The sequence below is a fragment of the Yersinia alsatica genome (genome assembly GCF_025133195.1).
Taxonomy (GTDB): domain Bacteria; phylum Pseudomonadota; class Gammaproteobacteria; order Enterobacterales; family Enterobacteriaceae; genus Yersinia; species Yersinia alsatica.
In genome coordinates this window covers 4,160,825-4,178,915 of the sequence record NZ_CP104006.1, presented here as the reverse complement: position 1 = coordinate 4,178,915, position 18,091 = coordinate 4,160,825, and the positions used below count along the sequence as shown (strand labels likewise).

The window sequence follows — 18,091 nt, the reverse complement described above, 5'->3', positions numbered from 1 at the left end:
AGAGAGCACTTGATGTAATGGATTCGATTCTTTTCACGCATAGCTATTACTTTGACGATACCCAGCATTGGTCAAAGGTTGCTAAGCAGCAAATTGAAGGGATGCGGATTGCCACTAAAGCCAAGGCCATTGTTTATCACGACAGAATACTGAATGAGAGAAAATGCTGATGAAAGAATTAGATAGTTTCACTGTAGAGAGATTGGAAGAGCTGACAGCATTGTCATTCCCACCATCACATCATGAACTCACAGCACTGGCCCGAATCGCGTTAGCTGCAAAGAGGGCTGAGCCGATTTATCAGTATCAGTCAGGGGTATGCATGTTCGACGACATTGAATGGGTTTGGGATGACTGCGATAAAGGATTTTATGTCCAATACGACCCCACCCGCCGCCGCATCGTTTACACCACCCCACAGTTGAACTCTCCGGAGATACCAGATGGTTGGAAGCTGGTTCCGATTGAGCCAACTTTAGCAATGCTCACACTGCTCGGATTGACAGGAAGTTTTGAAAGCATGTTAGAGCGTTATGCCAATATGCTAGACGCCGCGCCGGAGAAGGAAAATGGATAGACAGAAGTATTTACTTCTAAACGAAAGCATCAGAAATAACGCAATAGCAGCCATCAGAAACACACCGCTCGATTTCAAATCCCCCAAAGAAGTCATCATCCAGGAACCCAAGCGAAGTCTTCCACAGAATAACAAAATGTGGCCGCTGCTTACTGACATTGCTGAACAGGTTTTCTGGCATGGCGTGAAGTACAGCAAAGAGGACTGGAAGGATTTAATCACTGACCTTGTAGCAGAAACCAAGAAGCAGGAACGCAGGCAAGCACCGGGCATTACTGGTGGCTATGTTCGCTTTGGTCATCGCACAAGCCAGATGAGAAAGAGCGAGATGGTAGAGATTATTGAGGCTGCTTACTGGTTTGGCACTGAGCATAACGTGAAGTTTAGCGACGATGCCAAGCGAGAAGTTGAGTGGGCCAACCGGTTCGGTGACAAGGGGAAGGTGGCAGCATGAGCGAACTCCCCCAATCAATCTGCGTGTATTGCTTCCTGATGTTGCACAAAGGCGAAACCTACGCTCATCAGAAATGCATTGATAAAGCAGCGAAGGAGGCCGCCGATGATAACCGGCAAGCCGAAGAATAAACCGGTAAAGCTAAAGAAGTGCAAAGTCTGCCCCACCAAGTTCACCCCATTCTCTTCAACTCAAAAAGCCTGCTCAATTCCATGCGCCAGAATCATAGCCAAACAAGATGCTGACGCCAAGCAACAGTCAATAGACCGCAAGGCATGGCAAAAGCGAAAGGAGATCCTCAAGACGGCATCCGATTGGAATAAAGAGGCACAGGTAGCAGTCAATAGATACGTGTTCTGGAGGGACTACGGCAAGCCCTGTATCGCATGTGGAAACGCATTAAATTACGGAGTAAGGGGTGGGGCTGTTGATGCCAGTCATTACCGGTCAAGAGGAACAGCATCACATCTCAGGTTTAACCTTTTCAATATTCACGCTGGCTGCGTTCGCTGCAATCGGGAAATGTCCGGCAATCTTATTCCATTCAGACGAAATCTCATTATCAAGATAGGCATCGACCGAGTTGATCGCCTTGAAACAGATAACACACCAAGAAAATTCGACATCCCATACCTGCAACGAGTGAAAGCGATATTCACCCGCCGGGCGAAGCATTACGAAAAACTACGCAAGAGATACCTGGAGGCCGCATAGATGAATCTTTCAGAAGCAATATCAATAGCCAGGGAAAGAAGAGATAAGCGCTTATCGGATGGCAAGTGCGATGACTACTCAGTTGTTCAATCTATTTCAGGCCTACGCGTATACCGGAATGACAGCATTCTAAGTATGCACCGGATTGTGTACAGCACAGATAGAGACAGGCTAGGTGGAACGGTTAACACTGACGAGCAGAGGGCAGCATGAACGTAACGCAATTAAAGCTCACCAAGGACCAGCATGATTGGGTTAACGGCTGGCTTGAATTATGGGGTTCATGGGTTTACTCAGGGAGATTAGAAAAGCGCATGAGCAGCGTTATAGCGCAGTACATGGCGACGGTTGAACCGCAAGGCAGCCCATCAAGGCCGATGTGCAATGACGATGACGGAATGTTGATTTCTCAGGTCGTAGATTCCGTTATGCGCATTGACACAAAGGCCCTTGGTATTCTGATTAGCTATTACTCTCATGGGGCATCAAAGCGATCAATTGCATCGTACTACTTCGCGACTGCAAAACCCCGCAAGATGTCAACGAGAGGTGGGGATAGGTTGAAAAAACCGTCATTGGGTACGTGTAGAAATGAAGTTGACCAAATACTGGAGGCTGCACTCTGGTTATTGTATCAACCACTGCAAAAAGCATTTATCTCCCGCAAACGTGTAGCTAAAATAAAGAAAGTTGCATAAACGTGTTGACATCTTGTAGCCAATTAGCCACTATTAGAAGGTAAGGTGCCGTATCTGTCTTAAGTCGGTGCCGCAAGCACAAAGAAGGCTCAGTTTAACGACTGGGCCTTTTTGCATTTCTACATTTGCGTCTATGGTTAAGTGGCATAACTACTGGCTTCCACCCAGTAAGCGCCAGTTCGATTCTGGCTAGACGCTCCACATTTCAGGCTGCCAATTTGGTGGCCTTTTTTATTTAGCCCTCCGTCTACACCAATCAACCGCAAACACCCTCTAGCGAAAAGTGGAAACGGCGGCAGGGCTATTCCCTACACAACAGCAAACGAACCCGACCAACGCCGGGAAGATGATTCCCCAACTGGGGAGGTGGTGCATGAAAATGAACGACACAAGCCAATTCCAGTATTGGTGGACGGGCTCACTTGCCGCGTTCTCTGTATTAAGCACGCAGGACTACATCTTTATTGTTGGAGCTGCAATTAGTGCGTGGTTCACAATAAAAACGTATTACGCAAACAGGCGTGAAAAGGACGCTCAACTAAAAGAAGAGCAGAAGCGGACACAATTACTTCGTGAGTTCTTGCAAGACAAGACGCTAGAAACCAGCCCTGAAGCTATTGCTGTAGTGAATGAAGCATTGCAGAGAATGGAGGCTGAATAATGGCAGCATTGAAGCGCGTTGCCACCGGTGCTGCCTGTGCAGTGTCAGCCATCATTACGATAGTTGTATCTAACGGAGCGGTCAGGACGAGCGAGAAAGGTTTAGAGCTGATCGGTAATGCCGAGGCTTGTCGTCGTGATCCGTATGTTTGTCCGGCTGGCGTTCTGACTGATGGCATTGGTAATACTCATGGCGTTAAGGCCGGAGTCATTAAGACCGATGCTCAGATAGCCGCAGATTGGGAAAAGAACATTCTTGAAGCGGAGTCTTGCGTAAACAAATACGGCAATGGAAAGAAGCTAAACCAAGGCCAGTTTGATGCTGTTACCTCGATCACCTTCAATGCTGGTTGCGCCCAGATGCAGAAATCCACGATGTACCGGATGCTGCGAGAAGGGAAATTCACAGAAGCCTGTTATCAATTCCCTCGCTGGACTTATGGTGGCGGCAAACAGCTCCCCGGACTGGTTACTCGCCGTGAGAAGGAAAAGTCGCTATGTCTGGCAAATTAATCACCGCTCTCATTGCTGTACTGATAGCCATCTTCACTGGTTTAGCCTGGATAGCTTTTCACTACCACAGTCAGTCAGTAGAGAAAGACGCTGTTATCACCACAGTAACCGGTGAGCGTGATAATGCTCTCGCTGATATCAGGGTGATGGAAACTCAACGCCAGACTGTAGCGGCTATCGACATCAAGCAAGCAAAGGAGTTGGCAGATGCCAAATCTGAAAATGAGCGTCTTCGTGCTGCTGTCGCTGCTGGTAATAAGCGGTTGCAGCTCAACGCAACGTGTGGAAAGGGTAATACCTCCGCCACCTCCGGCAGCCCTGATGCAGAAAGCCCCCGACTTACAGCAGATGCTGAACTCAATTATTGGCGTCTCAGAGACGGGATCGCAACCCTCACTAGTCAAGTGAATGGCTTGCAGGACTACGTAACTAACGTGTGCCTGAAATAACCAACAGGATAAATCATGACTGAGAAAACCGCAGAAGAAATCAAGAGTGATGCAATGGCAACGATGCAGGAATACTTCCCGAACGGCGGTCGTGATTGGGATAACGTCAGCGCGCTATTTGATGCTATTTGTGGCGGCAAGGTTTCTGGGTTGGGTTGTACTTCCGAGCAAAGCCAAGTAACCCCATTAGACCCACCCCGTGCACAGATGGTTGAGTACATCAAGACTGCAATCGGAGAAGGGTATCAGCCTGAACATGAAGGCGCAGTAACTGACCTGAATGTAATAGATAGTCTTGGTGATAACTCGCTAAACCGTGAATTTGGTAAGTGCTGGCAGTGGTACAACATGGGCGGCGGCTTCCATGAAACTTTCGATAAAAATAAAACCCACGATCACGCTTGTGTTAACTGCTTTACCGATAAAGGCCCATGCCTTGGTGAGTGCAACATAACCGACAGCAATAAAAAGCTAGCGAGTTTCGAAGAAGCATCAAAGCCATTGATTAAGTGGCTGGCTGAAAACGTTCACCCACACCACACAGTAATCGTCACCAGCACTGGCGCTGAGTTAATGATGGGTGAGATGTCATTCCCCACTGAAGAATTCCTGAAAGACTAATTCCCCCGACAAGGAATAGATAGCTTCTTAGCCTCGCAATAGCGGGGCTTTTTTTATCCCTAACGCTGTCGCAAGCGTATCCAACCAAGAGCCTACAGAAAGCAAACCTGAGAACAGCCGTATAGGTGCGGACCTCTCTTGGGCGGCTTTTCTGTGCGAACAGGCTTGCTTTCTATAGGTGTCCGAAATGAAAAAAGAGTTCACCCCAGAGTATTTACTCTCCCTTACAGGAAGAGTTCCGCTAATTGAGCGCCTTAATAGGAAAGTTATTATTAACGAACGTGGATGCCACGAATACAGCAGCAATCTTGATAGGTGTGGATATGGAAGATTTAAGGTTGGAAAACATCAGCTAGGTGCGCATAAGGTTATGTATTTATTGACGGTTGGTAATTATGACCAAATAAATAAAGAGCTTATGCATATTTGTGACAACCCCGCCTGCATTAATCCTGAGCATTTAAAGCCAGGGACACATAAAGAGAATATCCAAGATTGCATAATGAAAGGAAGGCATACCAGTCAAAGATATCCCTCCCATATTCGTGTGAGACCTCCAAAAAGGAAAGCAAAGCCAAGGAAGACTATAAAATCATCAACAGCAGTTATTTCATTTTTCTCCTCTCGTAAGTTAGCTATTTCAAATGGCGATAAAACTTATATTGGGTCTAACTGCGCCAAGCATCACCTTGGAATTAGGAAAACAAATAACGGTGCATGCATTTATTGCATGGACGAGTATCGGTTAAGTAAGAAAAAATCTCGCGACAATAAATCGAGGTGATCCCGCCTGTTTCACAGGGCCTATCTTGCTGACGGGTAAGCCGTAAGTGGTGTAGCAACGCCGAGAGGAGTCGCAAAGCCGCGAACAAAGAACATGAAGGCTCAGTTTAACGACTGGGCCTTTTTTGTACCCGCAATACCCCGCGCACCGAAAGCGCAATAACCCACCGAAGAACCTGTTTAGGAATGAAGCCTGTGGATCCCAGCATGACTGGCGAGTCTCTTCGGGCTGCTATCCATTTCGGCAGGCTTCATCTCTAAAAAGGTAATCGCCATGCAATTAGTCGAAATTAAGAAATTTGATTTGGTTACTAACTCCGCCGCTATTGCTGAGGGAGTTAAGAAAGGCCATAAACCAGTTATTCAGCTCATCAGGAAATACAAAGCAGACTTGGAAGAGTTCGGAAGGGTGGAATTTGAAATGCGACCCTTTCAAACAGATGGTGGTATGCAGAAGCAAGAGGTGGCCCTGCTTAATGAGCAGCAAACCACTCTGCTGATAACGTACATGCGTAACAGCGATATCGTTCGTGCTTTCAAAAAGCGCCTGGTATCGGAATTCTTCAGGATGCGCGGTGCGCTGGCTAGCAAGAAGTTAGACCGCAACACTTCACGTCTCGAATATAAGCCAATGACTGATGCTATTAAGCATGAGCGCGAGGCTTTGGGGAAAACCATATCGCCACACCATTTCAGTAACGAAGCCGACTTAATCAATCGAATCACCCTGGGCATGACATCAGCTAAGTTCCGTGTGCATAACGATATAGACAAGAAAGAGTCTATTCGTGACTACCTGACTCCTGAGCAGATCCACTGCATCACAGAGCTACAACGTGCGAACACAGTGTTCATCAGCATGGGATGGGAGTTCGAACATCGCAAAGAAGTGCTGAAGGGGATGTTTGAGCGAAACCACAAGACGCCGCTAATCGAAGAACAACACCGGCTGGCGGCCTAATAGCTAAATGGGCTTTCAAAACCTATTTAAATTGAGAGCCACTTTCACAACGGCTCTCAATCATTACAGACATAAACCAGAAGAAGGAACAGAAGAATGATGACGATAAAGTTTGTATACAAAGAGTCAGAAGAGCGAATCCACGAAGCGACAGAAGTCCGATTATCGAAGGGCGGCAACCTGCACGTCACGCGCCCAGACAAGACAACTGATGTAGTTGAGCTGAGTCCCGGTACTACTGTCTACGTGGCTAACGATGCAGGAAAGACGGTATCTCGATACTTTGGGCTAAACAAAGAAGAACCGGAAGCCGGCATTCAATTGCAATGTGCGTAATTTATAAAACCCTGCAAAAGGTACTCATGAAGTGCCTTTGACAGAATCTTATATAGGTTTGCAATCATATCGGTCTCACCACTACCGAGTGGGAGACTTTACTAACCAGCGGAATATTCTGTTATGGCTAAAACTAAATGGCCGAAACCGCCTAAATATTCAGTCCCTTTATTTAACTGTGCTGAAATAGTTCTCCTCCGGGAAAAAGAAGAAGCAATTGAATATCTGGATAGGCTGGGCCTTAGTTTCGATTTAAACGGATTTAACGGTTTTGCATACAGCCATCACCGGGAAGGGAAAACTCCAATCATGATTATTGCCGTATTTGTGCATGAGCCACAGATACTTGCGCATGAGGCATGTCATATCGCATTTGATATTTGCAATCATGTTGGAGTGCCAACACCTAACGATGGTATGAACGAAACCTTCTGCTATCTGGTACAGCAGATAGTGAGCACATTCCTTCCTCACATTAGACAGGATTAACACATGGCATCGAAAAAGCTCACGGCAGAGCAGCAGCAGCTTTTCGATGCGCTGACTTTGCTACAAAAGAAGTTCGTTACAGAGTTGCTGAAAGGCAAAAATCAAACTGATGCTTATAAGAAAGCCGGGGGAAAAGCGAAAGGCGAGTCTGCTCACGTCCAAGCCAGTCGAATGATAAGTTTTGATAAGGTTGCAGCATTCATGTCGTCGGTAGAAGGCAAGGCCATTGACGATGCCATCATGACCCGCGAGGAAGCACTAAAACGCCTCACGTCGATGGCCCGCGCTCGCATCACTGACCTAGTTGAATTCGCAGAGCACGACATGGGCGTTGATGATGATGGGCGTGAGGTCATTCAGGCCGCATGGCGATTTAAAGATTCCGTCAAAAATGCCCCTGAGCTACTCGACGCTATCGCTGAGCTAACCGCTGGCAAAGACGGTATCAAGCTGAAGCTGCATGACGCTCGCAGTGCTATCAAACAATTAGGCGACATGGAAGGCTGGGAGGCTCCGAAGAAAACGGAACTCACCGGTAAAGATGGCGGGGCAATTCAGCACAGCCATTCTATAAGTGCAGAGGATTTGACCGATGAACAGCTTGCCGCAATCGCAGGCGGTAAGTAAGCAGCAGGCCGCACAGGAATTAATCAGACGCCGAACAGCGCGTAGCAGCCTCCATCAGTTTATCCAGTATATAAACCCAGAGTACATCACTAGCACCTTTTCAAGAACCGTTTGCGATGCGCTGGATCAGTTCCTGCTGGACATGATGAACGGCGTGCGCCCGATACTAATCCTGGGTGCGCCACCACAGCACGGTAAATCAGATATTGTCTCGCGTTATCTGCCCGCTTATTTCTTCGGAAAATATCCGGAGATGCGCGTGGGGGCGCTGTCATATTCATCTGACCTCGCAGGGGATATGAACGCTGATGTTCAGCGGATCATGACCACGCCAGAGTATCGCAACCTTTTCGCCGATTCATGGTTAGGAAATAAACCTGCTGATGGCGTAGCTGTTAAGCGAAATTCTGATGAGTTCGGGATAGCCAATCACAAAGGCACTTATGTATGTGCTGGTGTTGGCGGGCCACTGACGGGCAAGAAAGTCGATCTCGGTATTATCGATGACCCGATTAAGAACGCCAAAGAAGCACTCAGCCCAACGACAAAGAAATCAATCTGGAACTGGTACGTTTCCACGTTTAAAACTCGCCTGTCGAAGAACAGCGGCGAGATAATCATGGCTACCCGCTGGGCGACGGACGATTTATCCGGGCGCGTGGTCGAGATAACGCCAAGGGCCAAGGTGCTGGCTTTCCCTGCCATCAATGAGTTGGGTGAAGCGCTGGTACCGGAGTTGCACCCTAAAGAGAAACTACTCGAAACCAAAGTTATTCTCGGTGACTACTTCTGGTCTGCGATGTATCAGCAATCGCCTAAGCAGGCTGGCGGATCCATCTTCAAAGATGAGTGGATTAAGTATTACCTGCCGAAAGATTTGCCTACCAGCTTCGATACGGTAATTCATAGCTGGGATATGACATTTAAGGACAACGAGGGCACTGACTACGTTGTCGGGCAAGTGTGGGGCAGGAAGGGTGCTAACTCTTACTTGCTACACCAGGTTCGTGCACGAATGAGCTTTACTGCGACCCTCAAGGCCGTGAAGCAAATGGCTGACGAATTCCCCAAAGGCTTGAGAAAGCTAGTAGAGGATAAAGCTAATGGCCCCGCTGTTATTGACTCCCTGAAAAGCATTGTGGCTGGACTTGTTCCTGTTGAGCCAGATGGAAGCAAGGTGGCTCGAGCGCATGCCATCACTGCCGTATGGGAATCCGGGAATGTATTCCTACCCCACAAAGACATCGCCCCCTGGATTGTCGAGACAGTTGCGGAAATAACAACATTCCCCGTTGGTGCGAATGATGACGTTGTTGATGCAATGACACAGGGACTACGTGATTTATACCAACGCAAGACACTCAGCCCACTGGACATCATGTAATGACGAAGAAAAATATCGTTGGTCGTCTTAATGATGGCCTAGTTAGTTTAATGACTTCGCTCGGAGAGAAGATAGGCGCGGTACGATACAGCAGCAGTAAGCCAGATGTGCCCGATAAAGAGCTGCTCGCGATGTACAAAAAATCGTGGGTGGTGAAAAAGTACATCGATAAAACAGTAGCCGACATGCTCAAGCTGCCGCGCAAGTTTTCTGGCGACGTAGATAGCACGATGGTGCAGAGCATTAAAGATACTGAATCAGAGCTTGAGTTAAGCCAAGTGTTTAATAATGCTCTTTGCTGGGCCTCTCTGATGGGCGACTCGCTAATCGTGGCGATCACCGATTGTGCTGACGAGCAGATAGCGAATGAGGTTGATTTGCAGGGTGAGAAAATCGTTAAGTTTTTGGTGTTCCGTAAGGGTGAGTACACGCCTGATAGTAATATCATCACTGACATTAAGTCTGATCACTTCGGCGAGCCTCTCACCTATCAGATCGACGTGGGAAGCAAGCAACTTAAATTCCACCACTCACGTTGCTGCCGGACAAAGCTTGGCCGGCACAGCATCAAAGATCGCGCCAAGTTCGGCACCTCTGACCTGCAAGCCCCCTACGAGCACATCAAGACATTCGATACCGCGATCCTGAGTACGGGTGACACCATCCAGGAAGCAAACGTTGATGTCCTGTTTGTGCCCAATATGAACAATCAAATTGCCGCCGGGCAGGAAAGCCAGGTCAGAGAGTACGCTAGGGTGATGAAGGAGACTAAATCATCAACCGGACTGTTACTCATTGATGCCGGGACACCAGAAAGTCAAGGTCGCTACGAGCAGAAAAATGCGCAATTTACCGGGCTGTCTGACGTCATTACCAAAATGGCAACCGTTCTCGCAGGGGCGCTGGATAGGCCGATAACAGTCCTGTTTGGGCAGTCTGCTAGCGGTTTCAGTAGCGGCGAAGAGGACAACAAGGCTTATTACGAAACCATTAACGGAATGCAAGAGTCACGGCTTAGGCCGATGCAGGACTTCGCTGACCAGTTCATTTTGGACAAGTTGTCAGTCGCCGAAAATCTAACCTACGAATACCCCTCTATCGACAGTATTAACGAAGCCGAAGAAGCAACACGATTCGGACTTTATGCGACGGGGTTCAACACTTTGGTTACCTCATCAATCGTGACTGAAGAAGTTGCAATACGAGAGATGATTGCTCGCGGCGTGCTGAAAACGGTAACCGAAGAGGAAATTCAGGGCATCGTCAGCGCTGGGTCAAATACTGATTCATGGGGAAGCTATGGAACTCCAACAGCTACTGGAACGCAAGCAGGGCCGCCGCAAGCCACGCCGTCGTAAAATGCGACCACCCACGCCGAGCAAGAGAGCGGAGATATGGTATCGGGACAGACTGACAGAGTTCATCAACAGCATGACTCAGATGGTTATCGACGAACTTGAAAGGCCAACCCTCACCGACGCACCAGACACTTCCGCACTTTCAATTACCGCCAGACTATCCCGGATCATGCAGCGACTCGCCAGCATATCGATTGATGAAATAGCCAGCCGAATTGCTTCCGGGTTGGTTAGTCGCGCCAATTTCCAGAACAAGGAGCAAACGCAGCGCACTTATAGCGAGGCTTTTGGTATCGACCTTACCGGAATGCTGGGTGACGGGGCGATAAGGGAGAAGATGGCTGATGCCGTCCGTGAGAACGTTGGGCTGATAACGTCGATTCAGACGGACTTCATCAACGATATCGGCGAGAAGGTGTTCGGGAATCTACTCGAGGGTGGCAGAAGCGAAAACCTAATCAACATCATCCGGGAGCGCGGTGATGTCACACTTAGCCGAGCTAAGTTCATTGCTCGCGACCAGACATCAAAACTTAATGCTGAGTTGACCGAGGCTCGAAGTAATGCGCTAGGGCTTGACGTGTACGAGTGGAGCGGAACCGGTGACGAGCGCGAGAGAAAGAGCCATTTCGTATTGAATGGGATGCTCTGTAAATACTCAGATCCAACCGTCTACTCAGATGATGGCGGCAAAACATGGAAGAAACGAAGCAGTATTGGGGCTTTCGAGGGTAAGCCTGGAGAGGACTATCAGTGCCGCTGCCTGTCTCTACCTTACGTTTCATGGGAATAATAAATGACGTGGAAACGAACATCGCAGGGGTACGTAATTACCACTGCGACGATAACCCGTGCCGGGCCTATTGAATATTACGGCCACGAAATGGGGTTAACCGGCAGCGATGCCAATAAAAAAATCACAGTAATACGCACGCTCGACGAGCTATCAAAGCCTGAAACACTCGCGTCATTCAATGGACTGCCTTTCACACTGACCCATCCTGACGATGGTGAGGTGACAGTTATAGACCACAAAGACAAAGCATCAGGACATATCGCCAACACCCGCATGGATGGTGATGAAATGGTTTGTGATGTCTATCTGACCGACTCGGTAGCCATTGAAACGCTGGAGAAAACGGGAATTCGTGAGGTTTCGGTCGGGTATGAACCTGCTGAACTCGCAGATCGTGGCGGCAAATTTTACCACATCAATATTCGCGGCAATCACGTCGCGGGCGTGGCAGAGGGGCGTTACGGTGCCCAATGTAAGTTAAACGACAAAAAAGGTAAGCCGATGTTCAAAACATTAACCGATGCCCTTAGTTTCCTAAAGGGTAAAAAGCTAAAAGATGCAGAAGGCGCAGCCCTTACGCCGGAAGAGCTGATCGGCATGATTGCCGCATTAGAGAAGGCGCTGGAGGGGCTTAATGGGCAGGGAACTGAAGAGGCGGCAGCGCAGGCGCAACAGGTACTGGCACAGTTGGCTGAACTCAAGGCTCAACTGGATGGTGCCACTGCCTCCGCACCTGTGGATGCCGATCCAGCCGCGCCTGCTGATGGTGATAAGGATGCGAAAATTACCGCGCTGGAAACTGAAAACGCCGATCTGAAAGCGAAGGTGAAAGAGCTTGAGGATGAGCTGGCAAAACTGAAGGGTGACAGCGAAACCGAAGCCACTATGACCGACGCTAAATCACGTTTTCCTAAATTAAACCTGACCGATGCAAAGTCTGCGCGTGATGTTCGTACCGCTGTCCTAGTTAGCACTCGAGCCTTTAACGATGCACAGGTGAAGGGCATGACGGACAGCGAAGTACGCGCCGCATACGCTGCTATCCAGGCCACATCAAAGCCACGTAGTGAAATCGGCAGCCACCTGTTTAACGACAGCAAGCCGACGCCTACAAAAAACGCAACTCAACGCCTTGGGGGTAAATAATCATGGCATTTGGATTCACTGATTGGGATGGCGCAGACGGCACTATCAAGCCTGGCTCTATCAAACGCGCTTCAAGCTCTAATGACAAGGTTTGGGGTGAAGGTAATCTAACCGAAGTGGCACTACCATACGGCACTTTTGTGGCTGTCAACCCGGAAGGTGGCGTTAAGGTTCTGGCTGCTGGAACTCGCATTCACGGGATTGTTGTTCGTGATATTTACGGAGACGCAGCACCGGCTAATAAGCAAGTCAATGTGGGTCACTTCTCACATGGTGACTGTGTGGGTGCGTTGGCTGTGTCTGGATCCGTCTTCACTCGTGGCGCACCAGCGTACATCGTGGCGACAGGCGCAAACGCTGGCAAAGTTACTACTGTGGCGGCTGGCAATATCGACCTGGGATACTGGGTAGAAGACGTAAGCGCAGCTAACGACTGCGTGGCTATCACCTTGGGTTATGTACAGCAAACGGCGGGAGCATAATCATGCCAATGAGTTCAGTAGATTTTGAAGAAGTTCTTCAGGAAGCCCTGACAGAACGCGACATGCAGTTGCAGGAAAAAGAACTGCCAGAAATTAACATTGGTGAAGCGCTGCCAATCAAAGAAGGCTTAGATTTCGCTCTTGAGTTCGTTGACTTTGGTGTGTCAACCGTGATGGGGTCTGTTAAAGACGGCATCATCGGTAACAAGACCAACAGCCTTAAAACGATTGATAGTGAAATCGAGTGGATGAAGGCTCCAGTGGGCCAGTGGGCAAAAGCTGCCACCTGGACGCAACAGGAACTGGAGAAAATTGCCCGCCTCAGCATTAACTTGCAGTCGAAGAAGCAAGACGACTTGTATGCCAACGCCACGGCTACTATCCAGTACGCCGGGTACGTTGGGCACGGTGGCGTGAAGGGGCAGGAAGGGTTGCTGACCGGAACGGGTGTCCAGTTGATCACCGACGCAGGTAACAAAACTATCGCTGACATGACTTCTGATGAGTTCGTGAAGATGGTTCTGGATGCCTACAACGTTGCATGGCGCAAGTCGAGCTACCGCATTCAGCCTACGCATATTGCGATGGATGCCAGTGATTTCATGCTCGCTATGCAGAAATTCGACCCGACCCCGGTAATCGTTGGCACTGATCTTCTGCCAATCGCGGCAATGGATCGCATTATGGCAGCGCTGCGCAAGGCATCTGGGAATGATGGCTTTAGCATCACGTTCGTGAAGGTGCCAAGCAATTATGCGGTAGGCATCAATACAGGTAAAACCCGCATGGTGGTGTACACCTACGAAGCGGATTATCTGGAAATGGAAGTTCACATGCCAGAGCTTCTGGCGGTTCGCTCACGCGACCTGCTGACCTACGAGTGTGGGTATCGCTCTGCATTCGGCGGGGCAATGTGGAAGCAACCACAATCCGCTGTTTATGTCGATTACAAGTCCTCACCTCAGTAACCCAGGGGGGTAGCATGGAATTTATTGAACGTTACCCCGAATTCGCCAGTACCGCACCAACCCGCAGAGAAATCGCGCTACAGGACGCAGAAAACCAGATGAGCCGCAAGGTATGGGGCAAGCTTTTTGAGCAAGGCCACCATGCTTTAGCGGCTCATTTACTTTACGTTTCAGGTGCGCTAACTCCATCAGGCAGCAGTAACGGAAAGCCTGCGCAGACGATAACCAGTAGGTCAGTAGCTGGCGTGTCCTTGGGGTATTCGGCACCTGATGCGGGGTTTGGTGCAAATCATGACGGTTATGCCATCAGTAGCTACGGGCAGGACTACACCCGGTTGCGAAAGTTGGTAGGCGTTCATGTGTTGGCAATTCGGTAATGACAATGGGGAGTATTTGTTATGACTCCAGAAGAAACGCTAAAGGCAACCACTGAGTACCTTAAAAACCTTCAGGCGATGAAAACGCATTATGTCGCCGTTGGTCTGCCAGCTTCGAAAGTGGCGGGAAAGAAATACGATGGTGGAGTATCTGTAATTGAGGTTGGTACGGCCCATGAGTTTGGCACAGAAGACCTTGATGAGCGCTCGTTTCTTCGTGCGCCATTCACGCTTAAAAAGTCCGAAATAAACCAAGCTATCGAGAGGGGAGTTGCAGCGGTAGGTTCGGGCAAGATGGATGCTGATAAGGCATTAAACCTTATCGGCGTCGTCGCCCGTAATATCAGCGTTAAAGCCTTTGAAACAGCCGGGTATGGAACGTGGCCGGACATCAAGGAAGCGACTAAAAAGGCAAAAGGTTCATCTGGGATACTGATTGATAAAGGTGAGTTGCGCGGCGTAATTACATGGGAGGTTCGTAGTGAGTGATTTATCGGATCTTGATATGACCGACGCCCTTATTGATTGGGAGCAGCCGGTTAAACTCAAAACTAAAACGGAAGTAACCGTAAACTTTGAACCTACTGTAAAGATTGTTGTTGAGGATATTCTGGCGGTGGTTCAAAGCGCGAATAAGCAGACACTCACAATGGATAGTCTTGATTGGTCTAAAGAGTACTTACTTATCCATTCTAGAGTAAAAATCAAAGCGGGCCAATTCATTGAGAAAGGCGGCAGGGATTACAAAGTCGTCTCGCCAGCTGATTATATGGATTATGGATTTTGCGCCGCTATTGTGGAAGAAACCAGACTCCCGCTATTGGTCGCAACAGCATGATAAAAACCCAACCACACCTTATCGCCGTTGCTCGGTTCGTTCGTGACCTGCTGGATTATGACGAACAACTGATTAAATTCGACCGCAGAAACATCATTTCATCTGATTTCGCAACGAGCTATATCGTCGTCAATGGCAGCCTTCCGCAGTCAGTGCTTGCAAGAGGACAGCGATTCAATGGTGATGTAGAGGTAATGACGTACACCGCCTCAGTGAGCCGCAGCATCGTACTGGAGTTCTACGGTGATAGCGCCTACACAAATGCGGAATCGTTCCTGATGCTCAGCGAGATCCAGTTAGCTAACGAGTTACGCCGCAAGAACGCACTAACCATTATGTCCGTATCAAACATTACTGACGTTGGTCAGTTGCTTGGTCAATCCCACGGCAACCGAGTACACCTGAGTTTCAACGTTCAATACGCCCCGGCTCGCGATGTGCAGACGCTGCGTATCGACACGCCGCAGTTTCAATTTCTAGAGGACAAGTAAATGTCGGCATCAATTAACAACGTCATCAACGTGACGCTTCTCGAAGAAGGCCGCTCGGCTGCACGGGATAACATCAACGTCTGCGCTATCATGACCAGTCAGCCAGGGGTGTTAAGTACATCTGAGCGTTACCGTTCTTACAAGTCGCCAGCGGCAGTGGAGCAGGATTTTGGTGCTTCATCTGTCACGGCGGCGTTCTCTAATGGTTTCTTCGGTACCAGCCCTAACCCTATATCTGCTGGCGGCACGCTGATTATCGGTTTTTGGAATGCGGCAGGCGAAACGCTGCCAGCCACTGCAGGTGTATTGCACGGGGCTGAAATATCACAAGCCACGGTCATGCCAGTGCTACGGTTGGTTGACGATTGGTCATTCAGCATCAGTATTGATGGCACCGATCGCGATGTGACAGGTATCGATGGATCAACCGCTGCGACACTGTCCGATATTGTTTCTCAAATTCAGACAAAGATTACCCCTGCTGTTGCTGATGTATCATTTGATGGTACCAGGATTGCTTTCACAAGCCCTACCACTGGCGCGGCTTCAATTATTGACTTCCCTGAGCCTGCATCAGCCGGTACGTTCATTGGTGACGTTTTGGCTATAGCGGCTGGTTCTGGTGCTGCAAAAATTAACGGCAAAGCATCTACTCCAATCGCACCCGAATCGCAGCTTGAAGCACTCAGCGCGATCAAGTCGCAGGTGAACGTTAAAGGCGTTGGCTTCATCGATAAAATTCTCGATGCCCAAGTTCCGTTAATCGCGTCATGGGCGAAGGCCAACTCCGTCATCGTGTACGAGACGTTCACTGGAGAGGGTGCGCTTGAGGTTAACCCAGCAAGCCCAGCATGGGCTGTCACACTCGCCAGCCAGAGCAATTTCCGAATGCTCTACAGCAAATCTGGCAACCGTAAGCTGGCTATCAGCTATATGGCGCGTACCCATACCGTGAACTTCAATGGTGAGCGAACTGCAATCACCCTGCATCTTAAAACGCTGAATGTCCCGGCTGAAGAATACTCTCAGACCGAAATCGACAAGGCCAAGCGTGTTGGCCTCGATATCTATACCACCATCAAAGACGTGCCTTGTGTCCTGACTAGTGGCTCTAATGACTTTGTGGATAACGTCTACAACCTGATGGCCTACGTTGACGCGGTGCAGACTGATTCATTCAATCTTCTAAAAACCACGCCGACTAAGGTACCTCAAACCTATTACGGCGTTGACCAGTTGGAAGACTGCGCAGAGAAGACGACTCGCGGGTTTGTGCGTGCTGGCGTATTCAGTCCCGGCACTTGGACGCTTCCTGACTTCTTCGGTGACCGCGATATGTTCTTGCGCAACATCGAACAAAACGGTTTCTACGTGCTGGCTGGTGATTTGAAAGACCAGTCCACCGCTGACCGCCAGGAGCGCAAGTCTCCTGTGATGCAAATCGCAGTGAAGAATGCCGGGGCCATCCACAGCGAAGACATCATCATCAACTTCAATAAATAAGGGGCGGTAAATGTCTCAGATTGTTATCAGCGCAGATACCGCAACGGTAGTGATGAACGGGCGCATCATCACAGATATCGCTGCTGGGGATTACATTACCCTAACCCCGACCAACCCGCTAACCAGTCGTGCAAACAGCGCACAGAATGGCGTAACCATTTCTAAACGTGTTGATGCTGGTGTGACCGTAATGGTTGTGCGTGTGCAAAAGTTCTCCAACGATGATGTGTGGCTTAACCAGCAGATTAATACCGATATCCCGGTAGTTTTCAATGGTTCGGTAAAAGAGTCGTTTGTTCGAGATGGCGCAGCACTGAAAGAAACCTATGACCTTCAGGTTGGATCCATTACCACTCAGCCTACCCAGACCAAAAATAACCAGGACGTTAACGCGCTGATGGAATACACCATCGAATTCCGCAACATCCGTCGCAACGTATAAGGCCCATCATGTCTAAAGAAAAGCAGAATAAGGCGCTTGAGATGATCAAGGCTGTCTATAACGACGGCTACGCTGAAATCAACGGAAACCGCTACGACTTCGCGAAGATGACGCACAAGAAGCGGCGAAAGGTGTTCGCGTTCTTCACTGGGATGGCCAGCGAGTTATCGCGTCAGTCGCTGGAGTTCCTCGACACTGAACGTTTCGAGGAAATTGAACGCCTAATGTTTGATTACGTGCTGTTCGATGACGTTCAGCTTTCAAAGCAGCCTGACCATTTCGAAAGTTATGCCGGGGATTACATCATGCTGATCACCACAGCATTACAGGTAATCAGTTTTCCTTTTATGGCCGGGAGCAATATGAACTCACATTCAGAAGCTCCAGGAGTCCAGAAGTTTACGTTAAGTCCTCGAACATAAGC

The 18,091-nt window shown here is 49.0% G+C and carries 28 protein-coding genes and 1 tRNA gene; all 29 read left to right on the top strand.

Features of this window, described 5'->3' with window-relative positions; genetic code table 11:
- Positions 1-17 precede the first annotated feature (17 nt).
- Positions 18-170 carry a hypothetical protein gene (locus N0H69_RS18805; protein WP_154295269.1) on the top strand — a complete coding sequence of 51 codons (153 nt, stop codon included), beginning with the start codon at positions 18-20 and terminating at the stop codon, positions 168-170.
- Entirely contained in the window at positions 170-577 is a 408-nt protein-coding gene (locus N0H69_RS18800; protein WP_259705568.1) for a type 2 periplasmic-binding domain-containing protein, read from the top strand. Before N0H69_RS18805 ends, N0H69_RS18800 begins: the two co-directional genes overlap by 1 nt.
- Complete coding sequence (locus N0H69_RS18795) at positions 570-1,031, top strand: recombination protein NinB (protein WP_145550190.1); 462 nt, start codon at positions 570-572, stop codon at positions 1,029-1,031. Before N0H69_RS18800 ends, N0H69_RS18795 begins: the two co-directional genes overlap by 8 nt.
- Positions 1,028-1,162, top strand: a complete 135-nt coding sequence (locus N0H69_RS18790; protein WP_259705567.1) for a hypothetical protein — start codon at positions 1,028-1,030, stop codon at positions 1,160-1,162. The genes N0H69_RS18795 and N0H69_RS18790 overlap by 4 nt, the downstream gene beginning before the upstream one ends.
- Positions 1,137-1,745 carry a recombination protein NinG gene (locus N0H69_RS18785; protein ID WP_151419955.1) on the top strand — a complete coding sequence of 203 codons (609 nt, stop codon included), beginning with the start codon at positions 1,137-1,139 and terminating at the stop codon, positions 1,743-1,745. Before N0H69_RS18790 ends, N0H69_RS18785 begins: the two co-directional genes overlap by 26 nt.
- A gap of 209 nt (positions 1,746-1,954) precedes the next feature.
- Positions 1,955-2,443, top strand: coding sequence for an antiterminator Q family protein (locus N0H69_RS18780; RefSeq protein ID WP_151419956.1), 489 nt, complete (start codon positions 1,955-1,957; stop codon positions 2,441-2,443).
- 127 nt (positions 2,444-2,570) lie between these two features.
- Positions 2,571-2,644 (top strand) — tRNA-Gly (locus N0H69_RS18775).
- Positions 2,645-2,822: 178 nt separating this feature from the next.
- Positions 2,823-3,104, top strand: a complete 282-nt coding sequence (locus N0H69_RS18770; RefSeq protein ID WP_151419983.1) for a hypothetical protein — start codon at positions 2,823-2,825, stop codon at positions 3,102-3,104.
- The gene (locus tag N0H69_RS18765) at positions 3,104-3,616 is read left to right on the top strand and encodes a lysozyme (RefSeq protein WP_151419957.1); all 513 of its coding nucleotides are present in this window, start codon (positions 3,104-3,106) and stop codon (positions 3,614-3,616) included. Before N0H69_RS18770 ends, N0H69_RS18765 begins: the two co-directional genes overlap by 1 nt.
- Positions 3,601-4,065: a lysis protein gene (locus N0H69_RS18760; RefSeq protein ID WP_151419958.1), complete on the top strand. Its 465-nt coding sequence runs from the start codon at positions 3,601-3,603 to the stop codon at positions 4,063-4,065. Before N0H69_RS18765 ends, N0H69_RS18760 begins: the two co-directional genes overlap by 16 nt.
- A 15-nt stretch (positions 4,066-4,080) precedes the next feature.
- Positions 4,081-4,686 (top strand): hypothetical protein, encoded by a 606-nt coding sequence (locus N0H69_RS18755; RefSeq protein WP_259705566.1) that lies wholly within the window; start codon positions 4,081-4,083, stop codon positions 4,684-4,686.
- A 187-nt stretch (positions 4,687-4,873) separates the two neighbouring features.
- The gene (locus N0H69_RS18750) at positions 4,874-5,470 is read left to right on the top strand and encodes an HNH endonuclease (RefSeq protein WP_050881089.1); all 597 of its coding nucleotides are present in this window, start codon (positions 4,874-4,876) and stop codon (positions 5,468-5,470) included.
- 273 nt (positions 5,471-5,743) lie between these two features.
- Positions 5,744-6,430 carry a Rha family transcriptional regulator gene (locus N0H69_RS18745; RefSeq protein WP_145533508.1) on the top strand — a complete coding sequence of 229 codons (687 nt, stop codon included), beginning with the start codon at positions 5,744-5,746 and terminating at the stop codon, positions 6,428-6,430.
- A 96-nt stretch (positions 6,431-6,526) separates the two neighbouring features.
- Positions 6,527-6,766, top strand: a complete 240-nt coding sequence (locus tag N0H69_RS18740; protein WP_145533510.1) for a hypothetical protein — start codon at positions 6,527-6,529, stop codon at positions 6,764-6,766.
- A gap of 123 nt (positions 6,767-6,889) precedes the next feature.
- Entirely contained in the window at positions 6,890-7,255 is a 366-nt protein-coding gene (locus tag N0H69_RS18735; protein WP_151419960.1) for a hypothetical protein, read from the top strand.
- A gap of 3 nt (positions 7,256-7,258) precedes the next feature.
- Entirely contained in the window at positions 7,259-7,882 is a 624-nt protein-coding gene (locus tag N0H69_RS18730; protein WP_151419961.1) for a terminase small subunit, read from the top strand.
- On the top strand, positions 7,848-9,266 hold the full coding sequence (terL, locus tag N0H69_RS18725) for a phage terminase large subunit (protein WP_151419962.1): 1,419 nt from the start codon (positions 7,848-7,850) through the stop codon (positions 9,264-9,266). The genes N0H69_RS18730 and terL overlap by 35 nt, the downstream gene beginning before the upstream one ends.
- Positions 9,266-10,624: a phage portal protein gene (locus N0H69_RS18720; RefSeq protein ID WP_259705565.1), complete on the top strand. Its 1,359-nt coding sequence runs from the start codon at positions 9,266-9,268 to the stop codon at positions 10,622-10,624. Before terL ends, N0H69_RS18720 begins: the two co-directional genes overlap by 1 nt.
- Positions 10,566-11,417, top strand: a complete 852-nt coding sequence (locus N0H69_RS18715) for a phage head morphogenesis protein (protein WP_151419963.1) — start codon at positions 10,566-10,568, stop codon at positions 11,415-11,417. The genes N0H69_RS18720 and N0H69_RS18715 overlap by 59 nt, the downstream gene beginning before the upstream one ends.
- A gap of 3 nt (positions 11,418-11,420) precedes the next feature.
- Positions 11,421-12,566, top strand: coding sequence for a DUF2213 domain-containing protein (locus N0H69_RS18710; protein WP_151419964.1), 1,146 nt, complete (start codon positions 11,421-11,423; stop codon positions 12,564-12,566).
- A gap of 2 nt (positions 12,567-12,568) precedes the next feature.
- A complete protein-coding gene (locus tag N0H69_RS18705) occupies positions 12,569-13,048 on the top strand; it encodes a structural cement protein Gp24 (protein ID WP_151419965.1) in 480 nt (159 codons plus the stop codon).
- A gap of 2 nt (positions 13,049-13,050) precedes the next feature.
- On the top strand, positions 13,051-14,016 hold the full coding sequence (locus tag N0H69_RS18700; protein ID WP_259705564.1) for a major capsid family protein: 966 nt from the start codon (positions 13,051-13,053) through the stop codon (positions 14,014-14,016).
- 14 nt (positions 14,017-14,030) lie between these two features.
- Positions 14,031-14,393 carry a DUF4054 domain-containing protein gene (locus tag N0H69_RS18695; protein ID WP_151419966.1) on the top strand — a complete coding sequence of 121 codons (363 nt, stop codon included), beginning with the start codon at positions 14,031-14,033 and terminating at the stop codon, positions 14,391-14,393.
- 21 nt (positions 14,394-14,414) lie between these two features.
- Positions 14,415-14,882, top strand: coding sequence for a hypothetical protein (locus tag N0H69_RS18690; protein ID WP_050130574.1), 468 nt, complete (start codon positions 14,415-14,417; stop codon positions 14,880-14,882).
- A complete protein-coding gene (locus N0H69_RS18685) occupies positions 14,875-15,231 on the top strand; it encodes a hypothetical protein (RefSeq protein ID WP_151419967.1) in 357 nt (118 codons plus the stop codon). The genes N0H69_RS18690 and N0H69_RS18685 overlap by 8 nt, the downstream gene beginning before the upstream one ends.
- On the top strand, positions 15,228-15,722 hold the full coding sequence (locus N0H69_RS18680; RefSeq protein ID WP_151419968.1) for a phage neck terminator protein: 495 nt from the start codon (positions 15,228-15,230) through the stop codon (positions 15,720-15,722). The genes N0H69_RS18685 and N0H69_RS18680 overlap by 4 nt, the downstream gene beginning before the upstream one ends.
- A gap of 30 nt (positions 15,723-15,752) precedes the next feature.
- On the top strand, positions 15,753-17,225 hold the full coding sequence (locus N0H69_RS18675) for a DUF3383 family protein (RefSeq protein ID WP_259705563.1): 1,473 nt from the start codon (positions 15,753-15,755) through the stop codon (positions 17,223-17,225).
- A gap of 10 nt (positions 17,226-17,235) precedes the next feature.
- Positions 17,236-17,667, top strand: coding sequence for a hypothetical protein (locus tag N0H69_RS18670; protein WP_099466365.1), 432 nt, complete (start codon positions 17,236-17,238; stop codon positions 17,665-17,667).
- An 8-nt stretch (positions 17,668-17,675) separates the two neighbouring features.
- Positions 17,676-18,089 (top strand): hypothetical protein, encoded by a 414-nt coding sequence (locus tag N0H69_RS18665; RefSeq protein WP_151419970.1) that lies wholly within the window; start codon positions 17,676-17,678, stop codon positions 18,087-18,089.
- Positions 18,090-18,091: the final 2 nt, after the last annotated feature.